This window comes from Streptomyces sp. JLBT605 (assembly GCF_058215555.1).
This window is the reverse complement of record NZ_CM177087.1, coordinates 3,664,737-3,682,820: the sequence shown is the minus strand read 5'-3', so window position 1 is coordinate 3,682,820 and position 18,084 is coordinate 3,664,737. Positions and strand designations below refer to the sequence as shown.

Sequence of the window (18,084 nt, the reverse complement as noted above, 5' to 3'; positions counted from 1 at the left end):
CCGAAGAAGAGAAGTGATTTCCATGGCCAAGCGCATTGATGTCAGCGGCCTCACCGCCTACTACGGCAACCACAAGGCCATCGAGGACATCTCGATGAGCGTCGAGCCCCGTTCCGTGACCGCCTTCATCGGCCCGTCCGGCTGCGGCAAGTCCACCTTCCTGCGCACGCTCAACCGCATGCACGAGGTGACCCCCGGCGGCCGCGTCGAGGGCAAGGTCATGCTGGACGACGAGAACCTCTACGGGCCGGGCGTCGACCCGGTCTCCGTCCGCCGCACGGTCGGCATGGTCTTCCAGCGCCCCAACCCCTTCCCGACGATGTCGATCTTCGACAACGTCGCGGCCGGGCTCCGGCTCAACGGCTCGTACTCCAAGTCCGAGCTGAAGGACGTCGTCGAGCGCTCCCTGAAGGGCGCCAACCTGTGGAACGAGGTCAAGGACCGGCTCAACAAGCCGGGCGCCGGCCTCTCCGGCGGCCAGCAGCAGCGGCTGTGCATCGCGCGCGCCATCGCGGTGGAGCCGCAGGTGCTGCTGATGGACGAGCCCTGCTCGGCGCTCGACCCGATCTCGACCCTCGCCATCGAGGATCTGATCGGCGAGCTCAAGGAGCGATTCACGATCGTGATCGTGACGCACAACATGCAGCAGGCGGCGCGGGTCTCCGACCGCACGGCCTTCTTCAACCTGGCGGGCGTCGGCCAGCCGGGCAAGCTCATCGAGATCGACGAGACGGAGCGGATCTTCTCCAACCCGTCGGTCCAGGCGACCGAGGACTACATCTCCGGCCGCTTCGGCTGATCGACACAGCCGCCCCAGAGCGTCCTGCGGTGCTGCATGGCGGTGCCACCGCAAGGCGAAAGGGCCCGCCCCCTGGCCACAGGGGGCGGGCCCGTCCGTATCTCCAGCCCCTCCGGCGTTTGAGGAGCGGGGTGCGGGGCGGAGCCCCGGCAAGCAACCGTCAGCCGAAGGCCAACTGCACAACCCCATAACTCAGCGCAGCGACAATCGCCGCCGCCGGCATCGTGATGAACCAGCCCATGATGATGTTCTTGGCAACGCCCCACCGCACCGCGTTCACCCGCTTGGTGGCGCCGACGCCCATGATGCCCGAGGTGATCACATGGGTCGTCGAGATCGGCGCGTGGAACATGAAGGACGCGGTGTACATCACGGACGCCGCCGTCGTCTCGGCCGCGAAGCCCTGCGGCGGGTCCAGCTCGATGATCCGGCGGCCGAGGGTCCGCATGATGCGCCAGCCGCCCGCGTAGGTGCCGAGCGAGAGCATCAGCGCGCAGACGATCTTCACCCAGACCGGGATCGGGTCGCCCGCGTCCTCCACATCGGCGATGACCAGGGCCATCACCACGATGCCCATCGTCTTCTGGGCGTCCTGGAGGCCATGCCCGAGCGCCATGCCGGCGGCCGAGACGGTCTGCGCGATACGGAAGCCGCGCTTGGCCTTGTGCGGATTGGTCCGGCGGAACAGCCACAGGATGACGACCATCACCAGATAGCCGAGGATCAGGCCGACGAAGGGCGAGACGAACATCGGGATGACGACCTTCTCCAGCACCCCGGACCAGATGACCTCGGTCCCGCCGGCCAGCGCCGCGCCGACCATGCCGCCGAACAGCGCGTGCGAGGAGGACGACGGAAGGCCGAAGTACCAGGTGACCAGGTTCCAGACGATCGCGCCGACCAGCGCGGCGAAGAGGATTCCCATCCCCTTGTCGCCGTGCGGCGTCTCGATCAGGCCCTCACTGACGGTCTTGGCGACACCGCTGCCCAGGAAGGCACCCGCGAGGTTCATCACCGCGGCCATGGCCAGCGCCGCCCGGGGGGTCAGCGCCCGCGTGGAGACCGAGGTCGCGATGGCGTTCGCGGAGTCATGGAAGCCGTTGGTATAGGTGAAGAAGAGCGCGACCCCGATGGTCACGACAAGCGCGAAGGTGTCCACCGGGGGTCAGGACTCCTTGACCGCGATGGTCTCGACGGTGTTGGCGACGTGCTCGAACGCGTCGGCCGCCTCCTCCAGCACGTCCACGATCTGCTTGAGCTTGAGCACCTCGATGGCGTCGTACTTGCCGTTGAAGAGGTGGGCCAGCAGCTTGCGGTGGATCTGGTCCGCCTGGTTCTCCAGACGGTTCACCTCGATCCAGTACTCGGTGAGGTTGGTCATGGTGCGCAGGTTCGGCATCGCCTCGGCGGTCAGCTCGGCCGCCCGTGCGAGTACCTCGATCTGCTGCTCGACGCCCTTCGGCAGCTCCTCGACCTGGTACAGAACGACCAGGTCGACGGCCTCCTCCATGAAGTCCATGATGTCGTCGAGCGAGGACGCGAGGGAGTAGATGTCCTCGCGGTCGAACGGCGTGATGAAGGAGGAGTTCAGCTGGTGGAAGATCGCGTGCGTCGCGTCATCCCCCGCGTGCTCCGCGGCCCGCATCCGTTCGGCAATCTCGGCCCGAGCGGAGGAGTCCGCCCCGAGCAGTTCCATCAGGAGCTTGGAGCCTGTGACGATGTTGTCCGCGGACGCGGCGAACATGTCGTAGAAGCTCGTCTCCCTGGGGGTCAGACGAAAGCGCACTGGGGATCCTCGGGGTACAGCGGATTCGGTCTCGTTGATGCTAGGCGCATCATCCGGCCACGGCTAACCGGCATTCACCCAGTGTCGCCCATCGGGCAATGTGCTCAGCACCGGGTCAGGACTCAGTCGGACAAATCGAGTATCGTATACCCGCAGGGGGTATCTGCGGGGATGGGCAGAGGAACGAGAGGACGCCATGACCACCACGGCAGCCGGCACCACCGCCGCTGAGGGCGCACAGCCGCCCGAGGCATGCGAGCAGCACCACGGACCGCACGGCTACACCAAGCAGAAGGACCAGCACCTCAAGCGCCTCCGCCGCATCGAAGGACAGATCAGGGGCCTGCAGCGGATGGTCGACGAGGACGTGTACTGCATCGACATACTCACGCAGGTGTCCGCGAGCACCAAGGCCCTCCAGTCCTTTGCCCTGCAACTCCTCGAAGAACACCTGCGGCACTGTGTCGCGAGCGCGGCCGTGGAGAGTGCGGCGCAGGACGGCGAGGCCGCCGGCGGCGGGATCGACGCCAAGGTCGCCGAGGCCACCGCGGCCATCGCACGCCTGCTGAGGACCTGATTCCGCTCGCCCGCGCCCCGCGGCCGGGGCGCCCCCCGGTTGGGGGGCACCTCCCGGACGGAGTCTGGGGAGAGTCTGGGGGCGGCTCGATCTCGTCCGAAAACCGCCCGTCCGTTTCCGGTCAGGACATCACTGCCCGGCGTCCGGCCCGCCGGCCGGATCCGATCGGTCCGTTCGTTCTGCCCGATCGGCCTCGACGCCCAGCACCTCGTCGATCCGGTCCGGGCTGAGCCGGTCCTCGTCCGCGCTCGACGCGGCGATCATCAAGTCGCCGTAGAGATCGATCTCGACGAGGGCCACAGGATCCGGGACCGCTGAGCCACGACGCGCCACCACGTGCTTCACCTCCCCTTACGAGCACATGCGAGCACCTACGAGCAGCGGCTTCCCAGCGTAGGGAGCGGTACACAATCCGCGCATGGCACGGACGGACCATTTCGCGGGCCCCATCGGCCCTGCCCGCCCGTCACCCGCCACCACGCTCGGCGGAGCCTCCGGGTGACCCGACCGTGCCCGTATAGATGTCCTCCGAAGCGGGCAGCCGCACCAGGACCCGCGCCCCGAAGTCGTACAACTCGGTCGTGGAGGCGACCAGCTGCCTCCCGTCCGCACCGGTCCACCCGTTCGTCACCGTGAAGCGGTGCCGCACCTTGCGCAGCCTCCCCTCTTCGTCCAGATACGCGTCGAAGACCACCGGATGCCGGGTGAACCCTTTCGCCGCCGCCCGCAGCGCCTCCCGCACCCCCGGCGAGGCGACCCGCGACGCCCGGCGGATGTCCGTCATCCCCCGGTAGTGACGCACCGCGGCGCCACCCAGCCGCTCCTCACCGACCAGCCGCACCTGCCGCGCCACCCGCAGCAGCTCGGCGGCGGCCAGCGGGTCCGTCGCCCCGCCGGTGACCAGATTCCCGTCCGGGACCCCCGAGGTATCCACCCGCACCCATTTGTCGGCTGGCACCCCTTCACCCCGGTTTCGCATGAAAAGCGCTCCGGAGGTGAGCAGTTCGGTGATCGGCTCGTGCTCGGCCACCCCGGCCGCGTCCTTGGGCAGCACCACCCGCAGCCGCCCCAGCCGCCTGCCGAAGTCGTAACCGCCCCGGCCGCTGATCGCCACCCGGGTGCCGCCCGTCGCCGTCTCCACCGTCGTACGGACCCGGGAGCTCCCGGACCGCAGCAGCACATCGGCCGCCTCATGCAGCGCCGACACCGCGGCCTGAGCGGGCCGGCCGTCCACCACCACGGTCTCTTCCGAGCACCCCGCGCCAGTCAGCAGCAACCCGGCCACCAGACTCCCGGACAAGATCGCCCCGACCAGCCAGCCGCCGGCGCTCCACCCACCGCTCGCGCCGCGCCGACCGTTCCCATCGCCCCCGCGATCCCCGCCGCCCCCGCGATCCCCGCCGCCCCGGCGACCGACGCCCGCGCCGCCGCGCCCGCCGCCACTCCCGCCGCCGTCCCCGGCAAGGGCGTGCCCTGTGCGTCCGCGCTGCTGGCTCATCGGCCCTGACCCCCTGGCCACGCTCGGGCTCACGCGCTCCTGACGTGAGTGCTCCCTCCTGTCAACGACCCGGTCCCAGGGCCCGTCACGGTCCCGGTAGCGTGGTCCTGTGCTGGACTCAGGCGACGCGGGCGACCCCGACCTCCGACATCACCGCACGACCACCGTGGAGCACGGCTCCTTCTGCACGGCCCGCTGCTCCTGCGGCTGGTACGGCCCCGCGCGCCGGGCACGAGCCCGCGCCCGCGACGACGCCGCGGACCACCAGGAGCACGTCGGGCCGCTCCCGGAGGGAACCACGAACCCCCGTTCACCCTCTGGCTCATAGGGAAGCAGAGCCAAAGAGGAACGGAGGCCGCCATGGACAGGCGCACACTGCTGGCAGCCGGCACGGGAGTGGCGGCGGCCGCCGCCTGGACGGTCGGCTGCGACAGCGGCACGGGCAACGCGTCGCCCAGCCGCTCCACCGCGACGGGCACCGGCACGGCCGGACAGAACACATCGATCGGCACCACCTCCGCCGTGCCCGGCGCCCACGCGGGCAAGCCGGCCGGCACCGACTGGTCCGCCCTCGGCCGCGGCCTGCAAGGCGATCTGCTCCGGCCCGGCGACCGGAACTTCACCACCGCCCGGCAGCTGTACAACACCCGCTTCGACCGGCTGCGCCCCGCCGCCGTCGCCTATGTCGAGAACAACTCGGACATAGCGGAGTGCCTCGCCTTCGCCCGCCGCCACTCCGTCCCGGTCGCCATCCGCAACGGCGGCCACAGCTACGCCGGTTGGTCCAGCGGCAACGGCCGCCTGATCATCGACGTCTCGGCGCTTAAGTCCATACGGACCAGCTCCGGCGCCGCCACCATAGGCGCCGGCGCCAAACTCATCGACGTCTACACCCAGCTCGCCGCGCACGGCGTCACCGTGCCCGGCGGCTCCTGCCCCACCGTCGGAATCTCCGGGCTCACCCTCGGCGGCGGCCACGGCGTGGTCTCCCGGGCGTACGGGCTCACCTCCGACAACCTCACCGGCGCCCGCATCATCACCGCCGACGGCAAGACCCTGGACGTCTCCAAGGACCGTGAGACCGACCTCTTCTGGGCCCTGCGCGGCGCCGGAAACGGAAACTTCGGTGTCGTCACCGAGCTGCGCTTCCGCACGCACAAGGCGGCCCCGGGCGTCACCGCGTACATGTCCTGGCCGTGGTCGAAGGCGGCGGCCGTCCTCCGCTCCTGGCAGGAGTGGGGGCCCAGCCGGCCCGACGAGATCTGGTCGTCGCTGCACCTGTCGGCCACGCCCGGCCACACCCCGCGCGTCTCGGTGGCCTGCTTCTCCCTCGGCACCTACGGCGACCTGCAGAACGCGGTCGACAAGCTCGCCGACCGGGCCGGCGGCCCCGGCCCTGCCACCAGCGTCTCGCTGCGCCGCCGCTCGTACCTGGAGGCCATGCGGATGTACGCGGGCTGCTCCTCGTCCTCCACCACCCAGTGCCATCTGCCCGGCGACGTCCCCGGCCACAGCACCGGCGGGGTCCTGGGGCGCGAGACCTACGCGGCCCGCTCCGACTTCTTCGACCGCTCGCTGAGCACCGCGGGCATCCGCGCCATGCTCGACCAGGTCGAGCGCTACGGCCGCCGCAGCAGCGGCGGGGGCGCGGTCTCCGTCGCGCTGACCGCGCTGGGCGGAGCCGTCAACCGGGTCTCCCCGCTCTCCACCGCCTTCGTCCACCGGCGCTCGCGCTTCCTCGCCCAGTACACCGCGTCCTGGGCCGCGGGCGGTTCGGGCAGCGCCCAGACCGCGTGGCTGGACGGCGCGCACACCGCGATGCGCCGGCACTCCTCCGGGCGCGCGTACCAGAACTACACCGACGCCGGGCTCAAGGACTGGCGCAGCGCGTACTACGGCGACGCCGCCGACCGGCTGGCCAAGCTGAAGAAGCGTTACGACCCGGAGCGGCTGTTCGACTTCCCGCAGGCGCTGTGAGCGGTCCGCGGCGCTGAACGGGTCCGGACGCTGAGCGGGTCCGGACGCTCAGCGAACGCGGGCGGACCGGCGGGGCATGCGGCCTCGCACCCCCGCCGTCTCGCGCCCCCGCCGGTGCGGCGACGGCGCGAGATGGCGGTCCTGTCCTTGCCGCACCTGCGCGAACGGACGCAACGGCGACGGCCCGCCGCTTCCGAGGGGAAGCGGCGGGCCGTCGCCGTTGCGTTTTCGGGCGATCGCGGGCGATCCCGGGCGATCGGTGGCGCTCCGGCGGTCAGGCCGCCAGGTCCTCCTCGCGCCCGCTGCGCCGGGGCTCGGCCACCGGCGGCGAGCCGGCTGACCGTCGGCCACCCGCGGCGCCACCGGCCGGTCCGGCCCGCACCAGCCAGGCCGCCCGGGATCCGGCGATCGAGGTCATCAGCGGCGTCAGCAGCATCATCGCGAGCGGCGCCAGCAGCAGTGCCACGGCCGTGCCCAGAGCGAAGCCGCCGATCACGTCCGACGGGTAGTGCACGCCCATGTAGACCCGGCAGAAGCCTTCCAGCAGCGCCAGGCCGATGGCCGCCAGACCGTACTTCCGGCTGGCCATGAAGATGCCCGCGGCGAGCGCCATGGTCAGCGTGGCGTGGTCGCTGACGAAGGAGTAGTCGCTCTTGCCGTCCACCAGGACCTCGAGTCCCTGATGGTCCTTGAAGGGCCGGGGACGCTCGACGAAATCGCGGATCGGGATGTTCGCGATCAGCGCCAGCCCGGCCGCGAGCGGCGCCCAGACCAGGCCGGCGACCGCGCCAGGCGCGTCCGTGGAGCGCTTGCGCACGCTCCACCAGGCACCGAACATCACCAGCGCCATGCCGAAGACGATGCCGTACTCGCCGACGAACTCCATGACCCGGTCGAACCAGTGCGGGGCGTCCTTGGCGAGACCGTTGATGTCGTAGAGCAGGCTGACATCCGCGTTCGATTCGGCCCCTCCCCGCAGCTCTGCGTGGGGGGACCCCAGTACGAGTCCAGCCATATGCCGCGGCCCCTTATCTCTTACCAGTCGCTATGTGTCAGGTCGCTGTCTGCAGCTGCCGGCCCCCGCTGGGTAGTGCTGCTCACCCACCTCTAGGAAACGCCCCGCTCACGCTCTGCGTTCCATCCTCTACCCAATGATCACCGGGACGTTATCGAAGGGTGACCGATCGTCGCAGCTCAAGGCCAAAGCTTTACGCAGCGTCCACCCTGCGCAGTGCTTTTGCGCCATCTTGGGTGACCCGCGTCGCGCCGATGTAGTCGGGCGTATCGATCTTGTCGTAACGGATCACGGCGCCGGTGTACGGGGCGTTGATCATGTAGCCGCCGCCCACGTACATCCCCACATGGTGGATGGACCGGGGATCACTCAGATCGTAGGCGAAGAACACCAGGTCGCCGGGGAGGAGTTCATCCCGGCGCGGGTGCGGGCCGGCATTCCACTGGTCGTTGGCGACACGCGGCAGCTCGATCCCGACGGAGTGATAGGCCGCCTTGGTCAGACCCGAACAGTCGAATCGCCCGCCCTGCTCCGGAGTGCCGTTTCCGCCCCAGAGATACGGCGTGCCCAGCTTGTCCTGTGCGAAGTAGATGGCGCCGGAGGCCTGCTGGGACGGCGCCACCGGCTGGGTCGGCGCCTCGAAGCTCTTGGCGAGCGTGGTGATCCGCTTCACGTAGTTGCGCGTCTCGGTGTACGGCGGGACCCCGTTGTACTTGATGACGGCGTAAGCGCCGGCGTTGTACGAAGCCAGCATGTTGTGCGTGATGTTGCCCGGAACGTCCTTCACGTACTTGGCCAGCGAGCAGTCGTAGACCGCCGCCGAGGGGATCGCGTCCGCCGGATCCCAGATGTCCCGATCGCCGTCGTGGTCACCGTCGACTCCGTGCGTCGCCCAGGTGCCCGGGATGAACTGGGCTATCCCCTTGGCGTTCGCCGGACTCTGCGCCTTGGGATTCCAGCCGCTCTCCTGGTACAGCTGGGCGGCGAGCAGCGCCGGGTTGATGGCGGGGCAGTGGTTCCCCCACTTCTGGACGAGCGGCTGATACGCGGCGGGTACGGCGCCCTGAGCCAGCCCGACCGACCTGCCGCTGGTGCCGGCGGTCAGGTTTCCGGCCACCACATAGGTGCCGATGACGAGGAGCGCCACGAACGAAGCGCACAGCGCGACACCGACACTGACACCCAGCCAGACCCTACGCACCTGCTCATCCTCCCCCATCCGGCGGTCGCACGAACGCGTTTCCGGACCGCACGGCGGGAATTGGTCGGCGGTTCGACCGACCTCCTGGGGCGACCGGGCACGGAGGGGCCCCGGAAGCGTAGAGTCCGCCCCGCCCCTGCCCCCGCCTCACCCCCTCTTCCCTCTACCCTCCTCCCTCTCCCTCTTTCCCTCCTCCCTCCCTCTCTTCCCCCTTCTCCCGTCCTTTCTCCCGGTTCCCAGCCCAGCGGCTCCCGACCGGAACGCAGGCCACCCCCACCACTCTCACCACGGAGGACCACATGACGGACGTCGATCCGACGCAGCTCGACTGGCAGCGCCCCGCCCCCGAGGACGGATTCGACGAGGAGGCGTACCTGGAGGTCGCCGCGGGGCCGGATGGCCGGATCTATATGCGGGAGAGCAACGACCCGGACACCGTCGTCATCACCACCCAGGCCAAGTGGGAGGCGTTCCTCCTCGGCGTCAAGGCAGGCGAGTTCGACGACTTCGCCGAAGAGCCGCCCGGCGCGGAGTGAACACCGGGCACGCGGCACTCCGACGACCGGCACACACCCGAACGAGGGATCATCGCCGACCGTCCCGCCGAACGGGGAATCGTCGCCACGAGCCCGGCGACCCGCCGTCACATCTACTGGTACATCGAGTGACGAAACGTCACGCTTTCGCACGTCCGGCGACCCGGCGAACGCACCGTGGCCTACAACACGTACGAGATCCGGAAAGAAATGCCGCCAAGTCGACATGCGAGAGCCACATCGTCAGCGAAGATAGAAGCTGAACCGTGCCATGCGGCATGGGGACACAACAACCCATAAGGGGCGGTGAGTTCAAAATGTTCCTGGCAGCCGGCGACGAGGGCGACATCACCACCATCATCGGCGGAATCGCCCCGGACTGGGGACCCTTCGGCAGCCTCGGCGCCGAGGCCCGGGTCATGATCGAAGTCGTGATGGCGGTCTCCATCCTGCTCTGCCTCGGCATCGCGATCTGGGGCGCGGCCAAACAGCGGATCGGCGCCACCGCACTCCGCGACACCTTCAGCGCCGAGCAGGGCAAGGGGCTGATCGTCGCGGGCCTGACCGGCGTATTCATCATCGGCTCACTCGGCACCCTCTTCACGATCGTGTACGGCATGGCCATCTAGCCGCTCCCGCCGGGGGGGGCGGCCCGCCCCACGCCAGCGCCACCAGGGACCTCCTGCTCAAGCGCCCAGCGCCAGGCGTACATGCCCGGGGGGCCGCCTCCCGTGGCGCCTGGCGCCACAGGCAAGCGCCTGCGGCCGCAGGCAGGTAGGCCCCTGGGGTTCCATGCCGTGCTGCGGCAGGCAGGCCGTGCGCCCAACCGGGCGGCCGCACGCCTACGCGGCGAAGCCGGCGAGCGGCCGTTCACGGCATGGACGGGTGCCGCCCGACTCACCCCGCTCTGCCTTCCCCATCCCACCCCCATCACCCACCCCGCCCGTCCCTCCGGATCTCTGCTGAGGTCGTGTCAGCCTGATGTGCACTCACTCCATCGCGCCCGTTCCGCGGTCCGCGCCGCTACCGTCATATGTGGGCGGCACGCCAGCGGTAACGGCGGACGAGACAGCTGAAGGGGCGTACGGGCGATGAGTCTCGGCGGGGACGACGGGTACGGAGACGGATACGGCGGCCAAGACCCGGCCCGTACCGGCGGCATGGGCGCGGTGGGCGGCAACGACGCCCACCTGACGCGCACCCGCCTGCCAGAAGGCGACGGCGACCCCTACGGCTCCCCGCGCCGCTCCGGCCGCACCAAGCCGAGCCGTAACTTCATCACCGTGGTGAGCGTCGTGGTGCTCCTCATCGCCGCCATCGCGTTCGCCAACCGCGGTGACGGCGGCGGCAACAGCAGCAGCGAGGACTCCGGAAGTTCCTCATCCTCCGGCGGCAACGCCCCCAAGGCCCAGCCCACCGCTCCCACCGGCGAACGCCCGGTGGACGGGAAGAACGAGGTCAGCGGCATCGCGTCGGGCTTCGCCAGGACGGAGCAGGGAGCCCAGAGCGCGGCAGCCAACTTCACCGTCGCGCTGGGCTCCGACGGCATGTTCGTGACCGACCACCGGCATGACATCATCGCGTCGATCTGGGACCCGAAAAGCGCGTCCGCTCGGCAGAGAGAGCTGGACAGGGCCTTCGCCAGCGAGTCGTTGCTGGCGGCAGCCGGTCTCGATCCGGATGGCAAGGCTCCGGACGACATGACGTTCGTATCCCGCGCGAACCCGGTGGGTACCAAGTTGGAACAGTACGCCGATGGCACGGCGCGAGTAGCCGTGTGGAACTCCGTCCTGTTCGGACTCGCAGGCGAGGGTTCGAAGAATCCGGTTGCCGAGAGCTGGTACACGGACACATTCGAGCTGAAGTGGGTAGAGGGTGACTGGAAGGTCACCAAGCACACCCAGAAGGACGGCCCGGCGCCAGTGGGCCGCGACCAGACCGCCTCTCCGGCCAAGGAAATGGCGGACGCCGTCAAAGGGTTCGGAGGGTTGACCTATGCTCGCTAATCGCCGCCGGGCTCTCTCACTGACCGCGACGACGGTGGTCGTGCAAGCTCTTGGCGTCCTGCTGGCATCGCGTGCCGCAGCTGACCCGACTCCCAAACCATCGACCGATCCCTGTGCCGGTCTCGACGGCAGGCTGAAGGACCTATGCGAACGCAATGGTGAGGGCAGCCCGGGCACCCCAGACCCCACCAACCCCCTAGACCCCGCCGCCTCCCTGGCCCGCGGCTGCGCCGACGCCGCCGCCTGGCTCGTCGGCAAGATCTCCAAGCTCGTCAAAGAGACCGCCAACGTCGACTTCACCAACGAGGCGTTCCTCCGCCAGTACGCCGTCGTCTTCGCCGCCTCCACCATCCTCACCCTGATCCTCTGGCTGCTGGCCGTCGCCAAGCGCGCCGTCCGCGGCGTCCCGTTCACCGAGGCGCTCACCGAAGCCATCGGCTTCCTCTGGCTGACCGTCCTGGCCTCCGCCTTCACCCCGCTGATCCTCTACACCGTCGTCTCCGCCACCGACGCCGTCACCGACGTCATCGCCTCCGGCACCGGCGCCGATAAGGACACCTTCTTCAGCTCCTTCTCCGCCGCCCTGAAGAAGGACGAGGACATCGGCGGCGGCCCGATCATGCTGATCGTGGTCTCCCTGGTCACGATCCTCGCCGCCGGTGTCCTCTGCCTGGAGCTGGTCATCCGGGCCGCGCTGCTCTACGTCGGCGCCCTGCTCGGCACCGCCGTCTACGCCGGCCTCGTCGACAAGAACATGTGGGGCCACGTCCGCCGCTGGGCGGGCATCATGATCGCCGTCATCCTGGTCAAGCCGGTCATCGTGATCGTGCTGGCCCTCGCCGGCGCGCTGTCCACCTCCGGCAAGGATCCGGACGCCTTCTCGGCCGTCGTCTCCGGCCTGTCGATCATCATCCTCGCCATCTTCGCGAGCGCGATGATCTACCGCTTCGTGCCGGGGTTCGGCGACGAGATCGTCAAGTCCCGCAGCGCCAGCTCCGACCCGGCATCCCGCCAGGCCGCCGCCATCATCAGCTCCCCGGCCTCGCTGGTGAAGCAGGGCATCAACACCCACAGCACCCGCGGCACCGGCACGGGCACCGGCGGCGATGCCCAAGGCTCCTCCTCCGCCACCCCCAAGCCCGCGAACCCGGTCTCCGGCGGCGTGGCCGCACACAGCACCCGCCCCACACCCTCCGCCGCGGGCGGCGGCCGAGGCGGGAGCCCAGCGGCCCCGGCCACCCCGTCCACCCCGGCCCCCCGCACCCAGTCCAACCGCAGCAGCAACAATCCGGGAGGTGACCGGCGTTGACCATGGAGGCCCACTCCCACCCCATCGCGCCCCGCCGCACGTATCTGATCGGGCGCGCCCGCCCCAACGCGGTCATCGGCAAGAACCGTGAGACCGGCGAGATCTCGCTGATCATCGGTGGCGCGTTCGTCGGCATGATGTGCGGCCTGCTGGTGCCGATGCTGATGCTGCGCATCGTCACCCTGGTGGGCTTCCCGACCCTCGCCCTCGCCGCGGTGTACGTCCCGTACAACGGCCGCACCTTCTACAAGTGGTTCGAGATCAACCGCTCGTACAAGCGCCAGCTCCGCAAGGGCTCCACCTACCGCTCCGCCGTCGCCGAGGCCGGCACCCGTATCGACGGCCGCGAGGTCGAGGTGGGCCCGCCCCCCGGAATCGGCCGCATCAGCTGGCTGGCCGCCCCCTTCGGCCCCGACGAGATCGCCGTCCTGCTCCACGCCGACCGGCGCACCGTCACCGCCGCCATCGAGATCGAGGGCCCGGGCGTGGGCCTGCGCGACTCGGAGGACCAGGAGGCGCTGGTCGACCGGTTCGGCACCCTCCTCAAGCACGTGGCCAACGGCGACGGCTTCGTGACCCGCCTGCAGATGCTGGCCCGTACGCTCCCCGCCGACCCGGACGCGCACGCCAAGGACGTCGAGCGGCGCGGCGACAGAAGCGCCCCCGACTGGCTCAAGGACTCCTACGACCAGTTGCAGTCCATGGTGTCGACCTCCTCCGAGCAGCACCGCGCCTACCTGGTCGCCTGCATGCACTACACCCGCGATCTCGCCACCGAGGCCCAGGTCATCGCCCGCGCCGCCCGCCAGAGCGCCGGCCGGAAGATCGACAAGGACGCCGGGCTCGCCGTCGTCATGGCCCGTGAGCTGACCGACATCTGCGCCCGGCTCGCCGAGGCGGACATCCGGGTGCGCCAGCCCCTCGGCCAAGGCCGCCTGGCCTCCCTCATCCACTCCATGTACGACCCGGACCACCCCATCGACCACATCCAGGCCATGACCCAGCGCAACGCCTGGCCCGCCGAGCTGGACGCGATGGAGCCGACCTACCTCCAGGCCAAGACCCGGGAGTCGAGCACCCGCGAGCCCTGGTGCCACGCCACCGCCTGGGTCAAGGAGTGGCCGATGACCCCGGTGGGGGTCAACTTCCTCGCCCCGCTGCTGGTTCACACCCCGGATGTGATCCGTACGGTCGCGGTCTGCATGGACCTGGAGCCCACCGAGGTGGCGATCGAGCGCATGCTGACCGAGAAGACCAACGACGAGGCGGACGCCAGCCGCGCCGCCAAGATGAACCGCACCGTCGACCCGCGTGACGTCGCCGCGCACGGCCGGCTGGACCAGCGCGGCGAGGACCTGGCGAGCGGCGCGGCGGGGGTCAACCTCGTCGGCTACATCACCGTCTCCTCCCGCTCCCCCGAGGCGCTCGCCCGCGACAAGCGGACCATCCGCGCCTCCGCCGGAAAGAGCTATCTCAAGCTGGAGTGGTGCGACCGGGAGCACCACCGGGCGTTCGTGAACACCTTGCCGTTCGCGACCGGCATCCGCCGCTGAGGCCCGGACGCCACCCAGGCACGGACGCCACCCAGGCACGGACTCCGCCAAGGCACCGACGCCGCCACCGGCGGCACAGACAAGCGGCACAGATCAAGGGACGCAGGGAAGAGAGGGGCTTGGCCGTGGTCGACCCGTTGGGCGCCGTCACCGACGCCTTCACCAGTTTTCTCTTCGGAAAGGTGGAGACGACACGGCTGCCGGTCCGCACGTCGACGGGGCAGGCGCAGGCCGTCTATCTCCCCACCGCCGCCCCTGGACTCGGCGATTCCGGCGTGATCATCGGCCGCGAGGTGTACTCCGGGAAGGGCTATATCTACGACCCCTTCCAGCTGTACGGGCAGCAGCTGCCCGCCCCGCACTGGCTGGTCCTCGGCGAATCCGGAAACGGCAAGTCCGCGCTGGAGAAGACCTATGTGCTGCGCCAGCTCCGTTTCCGCGACCGCCAGGTCGTGGTCCTGGACGCGCAGGGCGAGGACGGCGTCGGCGAATGGAACCTCATCGCCCAGGAGCTGGGCATAACCCCCATCCGGCTCGACCCGATGGCCGCCCTGGACGGCGGAATCCGGCTCAATCCGCTCGACCCGTCGATCACCACCACCGGCCAGCTGGCCCTGCTGCGCACCATCATCGAGGTCGCGATGGGGCACGGCCTGGACGAGCGCGCCGGCTTCGCGCTGAAGGTCGCCCACGCCTACGTCAACGACACCATCACCGACCGCCAGCCGGTACTCACCGACATCGTCGAGCAGCTGCGCCATCCGGAGTCGGAATCGGCCGAGTCGATGAACGTCGACATAGACGACGTCCGCGCCTGGGGCCTGGACGTCGCCCTGGTGCTGGACCGTCTGGTCGACGGTGACCTGCGCGGCATGTTCGACGGGCCGACCACCGTGGGCATCGACCTGGACGCCCCGCTCATCGTCTTCGACCTGTCGCACATCGACCGCAACTCCATCGCCATGCCCATCCTGATGGCGATCGTGGGCGTCTGGCTGGAGCACACCTGGATCCGGCCGGACCGCAAGAAGCGCATCTTCCTGGTCGAAGAGGCCTGGCACATCATCAACAGCCCCTTCGTCGCCCAGCTGTTCCAGCGGTTGCTGAAGTTCGGCCGCCGGCTGGGCCTGTCCTTCGTCGCCGTGGTGCACCACCTGTCGGACGTCGTGGACGGCGCGGCGGCACGGGAGGCCGCCGCGATCCTCAAGATGGCCTCCACCCGCACCATCTACGCCCAGAAGGCCGACGAGGCGCGGGCCACCGGACGGGTGCTGGGCCTGCCCCGCTGGGCCGTCGAGATCATCCCGACGCTCACCCCCGGCATCGCCGTCTGGGACGTCAACGGCAACGTCCAAGTGGTCAAACACCTGATCACCGAGGCCGAGCGCCCGCTGGTCTACACCGACCGCGCGATGACCGAGGACGGGATGGCTCTGGAACTGGCCCGCGCGGCGGAGGCGGAAGCCGAGGAGCGTGCCGCGGCCGCGGTGGAACAGCACCTCGCCGAGAAGGCCGAGGAGGCCGCGTACGGCGGCCCCGGCTACGGCGGCTCGTCGTACGGGTCGACGGTGGCCTGAGATGGCGCGGGATCCCCGAGGGGGCGGCAGCCGGGGCGGCGCGGGCCTAGGCGGCCCCGGCGGACGCGACAGCGCCCCGGAGCGCGGCATTCCGGACGGGTTGCTGGTCGGCATCCTTCTCTTCCTCATCGGCGTCACCCTCCTGGTGTGGTCCGCCACCGGCCTGGCGGCGCTGCTCGCGCACGGCGCCTGGCCCGAGAACGTCAGCTTCATCCGCACGCCGAGGGCGCTGCGGCATCTGATCGGTCGGCCGGACGACCTCCCCGCGGCCTGGCCGGAGACACCGGCCGAACAGCTCTCGGGGTACGGGCTGTTCTGGGGCATCCTCATCAGCCAGCTGATGGTGCTGACCGTGCTCACGGTCTTCGCGATCGGCACGGTGGCCCGCTACCGGATGGTGCGCGCCCGCCGCCACGCCGAGCGCTCCGGCGAACCGCTCCCCGCGGAGTACCAGCCCAAGGAGCAGGCCGGCCCGCGACGCGAGGCCACCGCACGGGCAGCGGAAGCCCACACCGCCCAGGCCCAGCCTCCGCAGCCCGCCCCGCAGCCGCGCGGGGCCCATGAGCCGCCCGCCGCCGCCTGGGCACCACCGGCGGCCACGCCACCGATGACCGCACCGCCCATGACGGCACCCCCCACGACCGCGCAGCAGATGACCGCAGCGCAGGCAGCCGAGGCGCCCCCGACCCCCGGCGTGAACGGCGGCTCCCCTGCCTCACACGCCGCCTCCGCCTCCGCCCCGGTTCCCGGCCTGGCACCGACACCCGCGCCCGCACCGGCCGCCGGAACGCCCGGCGGCCGCCCAAGCTCCCCGATGGACCCGGCAGTCACAACCGGGACGACGCAGACCTCCACCAGCGCCGTGAGCCCCCCGGCGCCGCCCGCGCCCGCCTTCTCCGTCGGTCACCAGTCCGGCGTCGTCCCCGCTCCCGGCACCACAGCCTTCCCCTCCCCCCAAGCTTCCCTTCCCCGGATCGTCTACGGAGTCCAGCGCGGCGACGAGGCGGTCCGCACCGTGCTGGAGGCCGACGGTCCGGTCCTCGTCGTCACCAGCGACCCCGGACTCTGGGCCGCCACCAAGGACGCCCGCGCCAAGCTGGGCCCGGTGCACACCTTCGACCCGTCGCACCTCCTGGACACCCCGATGCGGGTGCGCTGGAACCCCGCCACGGGCTGCGAGACGCGCGACACCGCCGCCGCCCGGGCCGCCGCGCTGCTGGCCCCGGTGCGGCCCGGGCACGCCCTCGACCGGCCCACGGCGGACGCCGCGGAGACTCTGCTGCGCTGCTGGCTGCACGCCGCCGCGGTGGATTCCAAGCCGTTCCGCCAGGTGCACCGTTGGGCGCAGGGCAACGCGGCACACGAGCCGGTACGCATCCTGCGTACGCACCCGAAGGCCGCCGGCGGAGCCGCGGGCGAGCTGGAGGCCACGCTCACCGCTCATCCCGAACGCCGGGACATGGCGCTTGAGCTGACGGCGCGTGCGCTCAGCGCGCTGTCCTCCATCCATATCCGGGACGCCTGCAATCCAGGACGAGCCGATGCCCTCGCTGTGGAGTCATTCATCGCCGAGGGGGGAACGCTTTACCTGGTGGGCGAATCCCTCGAGGATCCACGGACCCACCCGGGTGCGATGCCCTTGCTGACCGCACTCGCCTCAAGCGTGGTCGAGCACGGCCGGCGCATGGCCGAACGGTCATCCTCCGGTCGGCTCGACCCACCAATGACCCTGGTGCTCGATGACATCGCCGCAGTGGCCCCCATCCCGGCGCTCCCCGATCTCGTCACGCACGGAGCCGCCCAGGGCCTGCTGACGCTCGCTCTGATGCGCTCCCAGGAGCAGGCCCGCACACGCTGGCCCAACCGCACCCTCGCCCACTGAACCAGGCGGGAACACCGCAGCGGAGCCCACCGCATCGCGGTTGCCGGCTGCCGCCGACATCGCCCCACCAGGGCTCATACGACCGCATGGCCAACGCCGCGGGTATCGCCCGAGCATGCCCGAACATGGAGAAGGGCCTGTTACCAGGCCCGTAAACGCGAGTAAGCCCTGCCAGGAACCAAAGGTCCCCGACAGGGCTTACTCACACAATTTGTTCGGCGGCGTCCTACTCTCCCACAGGGTCCCCCCTGCAGTACCATCGGCGCTGAAAGGCTTAGCTTCCGGGTTCGGAATGTAACCGGGCGTTTCCCTAACGCAATGACCACCGAAACACTATGAAGATATCGAACTCCAGCCAGCAAAGGCGA

Annotated in this window: 16 protein-coding genes and 1 rRNA gene; 10 read left to right on the top strand and 7 right to left on the bottom strand. The window is 70.3% G+C overall.

Features of this window, described 5'->3' with window-relative positions; all coding sequences use genetic code 11:
• The first annotated feature begins 22 nt into the window (after nt 1-22).
• Nucleotides 23-799 (top strand): phosphate ABC transporter ATP-binding protein PstB, encoded by a 777-nt coding sequence (gene pstB / locus AC4BDD_RS15940; RefSeq protein WP_490686098.1) that lies wholly within the window; start codon nt 23-25, stop codon nt 797-799.
• A gap of 160 nt (nt 800-959) precedes the next feature.
• Here pstB and AC4BDD_RS15935 read toward each other — a convergent pair whose 3' ends face one another.
• Together AC4BDD_RS15935 and AC4BDD_RS15930 are read right to left on the bottom strand one after the other, a co-directional pair.
• The gene (locus tag AC4BDD_RS15935) at nt 960-1,958 is read right to left on the bottom strand and encodes an inorganic phosphate transporter (protein WP_490686097.1); all 999 of its coding nucleotides are present in this window, start codon (nt 1,956-1,958) and stop codon (nt 960-962) included.
• Nucleotides 1,959-1,964: 6 nt separating this feature from the next.
• A complete protein-coding gene (locus tag AC4BDD_RS15930; RefSeq protein ID WP_030837909.1) occupies nt 1,965-2,585 on the bottom strand; it encodes a DUF47 domain-containing protein in 621 nt (206 codons plus the stop codon).
• Between the two features lie 196 nt (nt 2,586-2,781).
• Between AC4BDD_RS15930 and AC4BDD_RS15925 the strand changes: the two genes are divergently transcribed.
• A complete protein-coding gene (locus AC4BDD_RS15925; RefSeq protein WP_490686096.1) occupies nt 2,782-3,162 on the top strand; it encodes a metal-sensitive transcriptional regulator in 381 nt (126 codons plus the stop codon).
• Nucleotides 3,163-3,291: 129 nt separating this feature from the next.
• Here AC4BDD_RS15925 and AC4BDD_RS15920 read toward each other — a convergent pair whose 3' ends face one another.
• Both AC4BDD_RS15920 and AC4BDD_RS15915 read right to left on the bottom strand, forming a co-directional pair.
• On the bottom strand, nt 3,292-3,498 hold the full coding sequence (locus AC4BDD_RS15920) for a hypothetical protein (protein WP_490691791.1): 207 nt from the start codon (nt 3,496-3,498) through the stop codon (nt 3,292-3,294).
• Between the two features lie 130 nt (nt 3,499-3,628).
• Nucleotides 3,629-4,447, bottom strand: a complete 819-nt coding sequence (locus AC4BDD_RS15915; protein WP_490686095.1) for a hypothetical protein — start codon at nt 4,445-4,447, stop codon at nt 3,629-3,631.
• Between the two features lie 573 nt (nt 4,448-5,020).
• Here AC4BDD_RS15915 and AC4BDD_RS15910 point away from each other — a divergent pair.
• Entirely contained in the window at nt 5,021-6,637 is a 1,617-nt protein-coding gene (locus AC4BDD_RS15910; RefSeq protein ID WP_490686094.1) for an FAD-binding oxidoreductase, read from the top strand.
• Between the two features lie 274 nt (nt 6,638-6,911).
• On the opposite strand, the gene AC4BDD_RS15905 is transcribed toward AC4BDD_RS15910, so the two are convergent.
• Together AC4BDD_RS15905 and AC4BDD_RS15900 are read right to left on the bottom strand one after the other, a co-directional pair.
• On the bottom strand, nt 6,912-7,652 hold the full coding sequence (locus AC4BDD_RS15905; protein ID WP_490686093.1) for a phosphatase PAP2 family protein: 741 nt from the start codon (nt 7,650-7,652) through the stop codon (nt 6,912-6,914).
• Between the two features lie 193 nt (nt 7,653-7,845).
• Nucleotides 7,846-8,871 (bottom strand): bifunctional lytic transglycosylase/C40 family peptidase, encoded by a 1,026-nt coding sequence (locus tag AC4BDD_RS15900; RefSeq protein ID WP_490686092.1) that lies wholly within the window; start codon nt 8,869-8,871, stop codon nt 7,846-7,848.
• Nucleotides 8,872-9,152: 281 nt separating this feature from the next.
• Here AC4BDD_RS15900 and AC4BDD_RS15895 point away from each other — a divergent pair, with 281 nt between their 5' ends.
• From AC4BDD_RS15895 to AC4BDD_RS15865, 7 genes are all read left to right on the top strand, one after another.
• Entirely contained in the window at nt 9,153-9,389 is a 237-nt protein-coding gene (locus AC4BDD_RS15895) for a DUF397 domain-containing protein (protein WP_490686091.1), read from the top strand.
• 317 nt (nt 9,390-9,706) lie between these two features.
• Nucleotides 9,707-10,018 carry a DUF8827 family protein gene (locus AC4BDD_RS15890; protein WP_490686090.1) on the top strand — a complete coding sequence of 104 codons (312 nt, stop codon included), beginning with the start codon at nt 9,707-9,709 and terminating at the stop codon, nt 10,016-10,018.
• 462 nt (nt 10,019-10,480) lie between these two features.
• Nucleotides 10,481-11,395 carry a DUF8175 domain-containg protein gene (locus AC4BDD_RS15885; protein ID WP_490686089.1) on the top strand — a complete coding sequence of 305 codons (915 nt, stop codon included), beginning with the start codon at nt 10,481-10,483 and terminating at the stop codon, nt 11,393-11,395.
• Nucleotides 11,385-12,704 (top strand): hypothetical protein, encoded by a 1,320-nt coding sequence (locus AC4BDD_RS15880; RefSeq protein WP_490686088.1) that lies wholly within the window; start codon nt 11,385-11,387, stop codon nt 12,702-12,704. Before AC4BDD_RS15885 ends, AC4BDD_RS15880 begins: the two co-directional genes overlap by 11 nt.
• A gap of 2 nt (nt 12,705-12,706) precedes the next feature.
• A complete protein-coding gene (locus AC4BDD_RS15875) occupies nt 12,707-14,257 on the top strand; it encodes an SCO6880 family protein (protein WP_490691790.1) in 1,551 nt (516 codons plus the stop codon).
• A gap of 125 nt (nt 14,258-14,382) precedes the next feature.
• On the top strand, nt 14,383-15,834 hold the full coding sequence (locus AC4BDD_RS15870) for an ATP-binding protein (protein ID WP_490686087.1): 1,452 nt from the start codon (nt 14,383-14,385) through the stop codon (nt 15,832-15,834).
• Nucleotide 15,835: 1 nt separating this feature from the next.
• Entirely contained in the window at nt 15,836-17,716 is a 1,881-nt protein-coding gene (locus AC4BDD_RS15865) for a type IV secretory system conjugative DNA transfer family protein (protein WP_490686086.1), read from the top strand.
• Nucleotides 17,717-17,929: 213 nt separating this feature from the next.
• Here AC4BDD_RS15865 and rrf read toward each other — a convergent pair.
• Nucleotides 17,930-18,046, bottom strand: a 5S ribosomal RNA gene (rrf, locus tag AC4BDD_RS15860).
• Between the last annotated feature and the right edge of the window lie 38 nt (nt 18,047-18,084).

What these genes read in the sequence shown, in the direction of transcription:
- AC4BDD_RS15885 (WP_490686089.1), top strand. Translation starts at nt 10,481, where the DNA reads ATGAGTCTCGGCGGGGACGACGGGTACGGAGACGGATACGGCGGCCAA.
- AC4BDD_RS15865 (WP_490686086.1), top strand. Translation starts at nt 15,836, where the DNA reads ATGGCGCGGGATCCCCGAGGGGGCGGCAGCCGGGGCGGCGCGGGCCTA.
- AC4BDD_RS15880 (WP_490686088.1), top strand. Translation starts at nt 11,385, where the DNA reads ATGCTCGCTAATCGCCGCCGGGCTCTCTCACTGACCGCGACGACGGTG.
- AC4BDD_RS15925 (WP_490686096.1), top strand. Translation starts at nt 2,782, where the DNA reads ATGACCACCACGGCAGCCGGCACCACCGCCGCTGAGGGCGCACAGCCG.
- AC4BDD_RS15910 (WP_490686094.1), top strand. Translation starts at nt 5,021, where the DNA reads ATGGACAGGCGCACACTGCTGGCAGCCGGCACGGGAGTGGCGGCGGCC.
- AC4BDD_RS15900 (WP_490686092.1), bottom strand. Translation starts at nt 8,871, where the DNA reads ATGGGGGAGGATGAGCAGGTGCGTAGGGTCTGGCTGGGTGTCAGTGTC.
- AC4BDD_RS15905 (WP_490686093.1), bottom strand. Translation starts at nt 7,652, where the DNA reads ATGGCTGGACTCGTACTGGGGTCCCCCCACGCAGAGCTGCGGGGAGGG.
- AC4BDD_RS15890 (WP_490686090.1), top strand. Translation starts at nt 9,707, where the DNA reads ATGTTCCTGGCAGCCGGCGACGAGGGCGACATCACCACCATCATCGGC.
- pstB (WP_490686098.1), top strand. Translation starts at nt 23, where the DNA reads ATGGCCAAGCGCATTGATGTCAGCGGCCTCACCGCCTACTACGGCAAC.
- AC4BDD_RS15875 (WP_490691790.1), top strand. Translation starts at nt 12,707, where the DNA reads ATGGAGGCCCACTCCCACCCCATCGCGCCCCGCCGCACGTATCTGATC.
- AC4BDD_RS15895 (WP_490686091.1), top strand. Translation starts at nt 9,153, where the DNA reads ATGACGGACGTCGATCCGACGCAGCTCGACTGGCAGCGCCCCGCCCCC.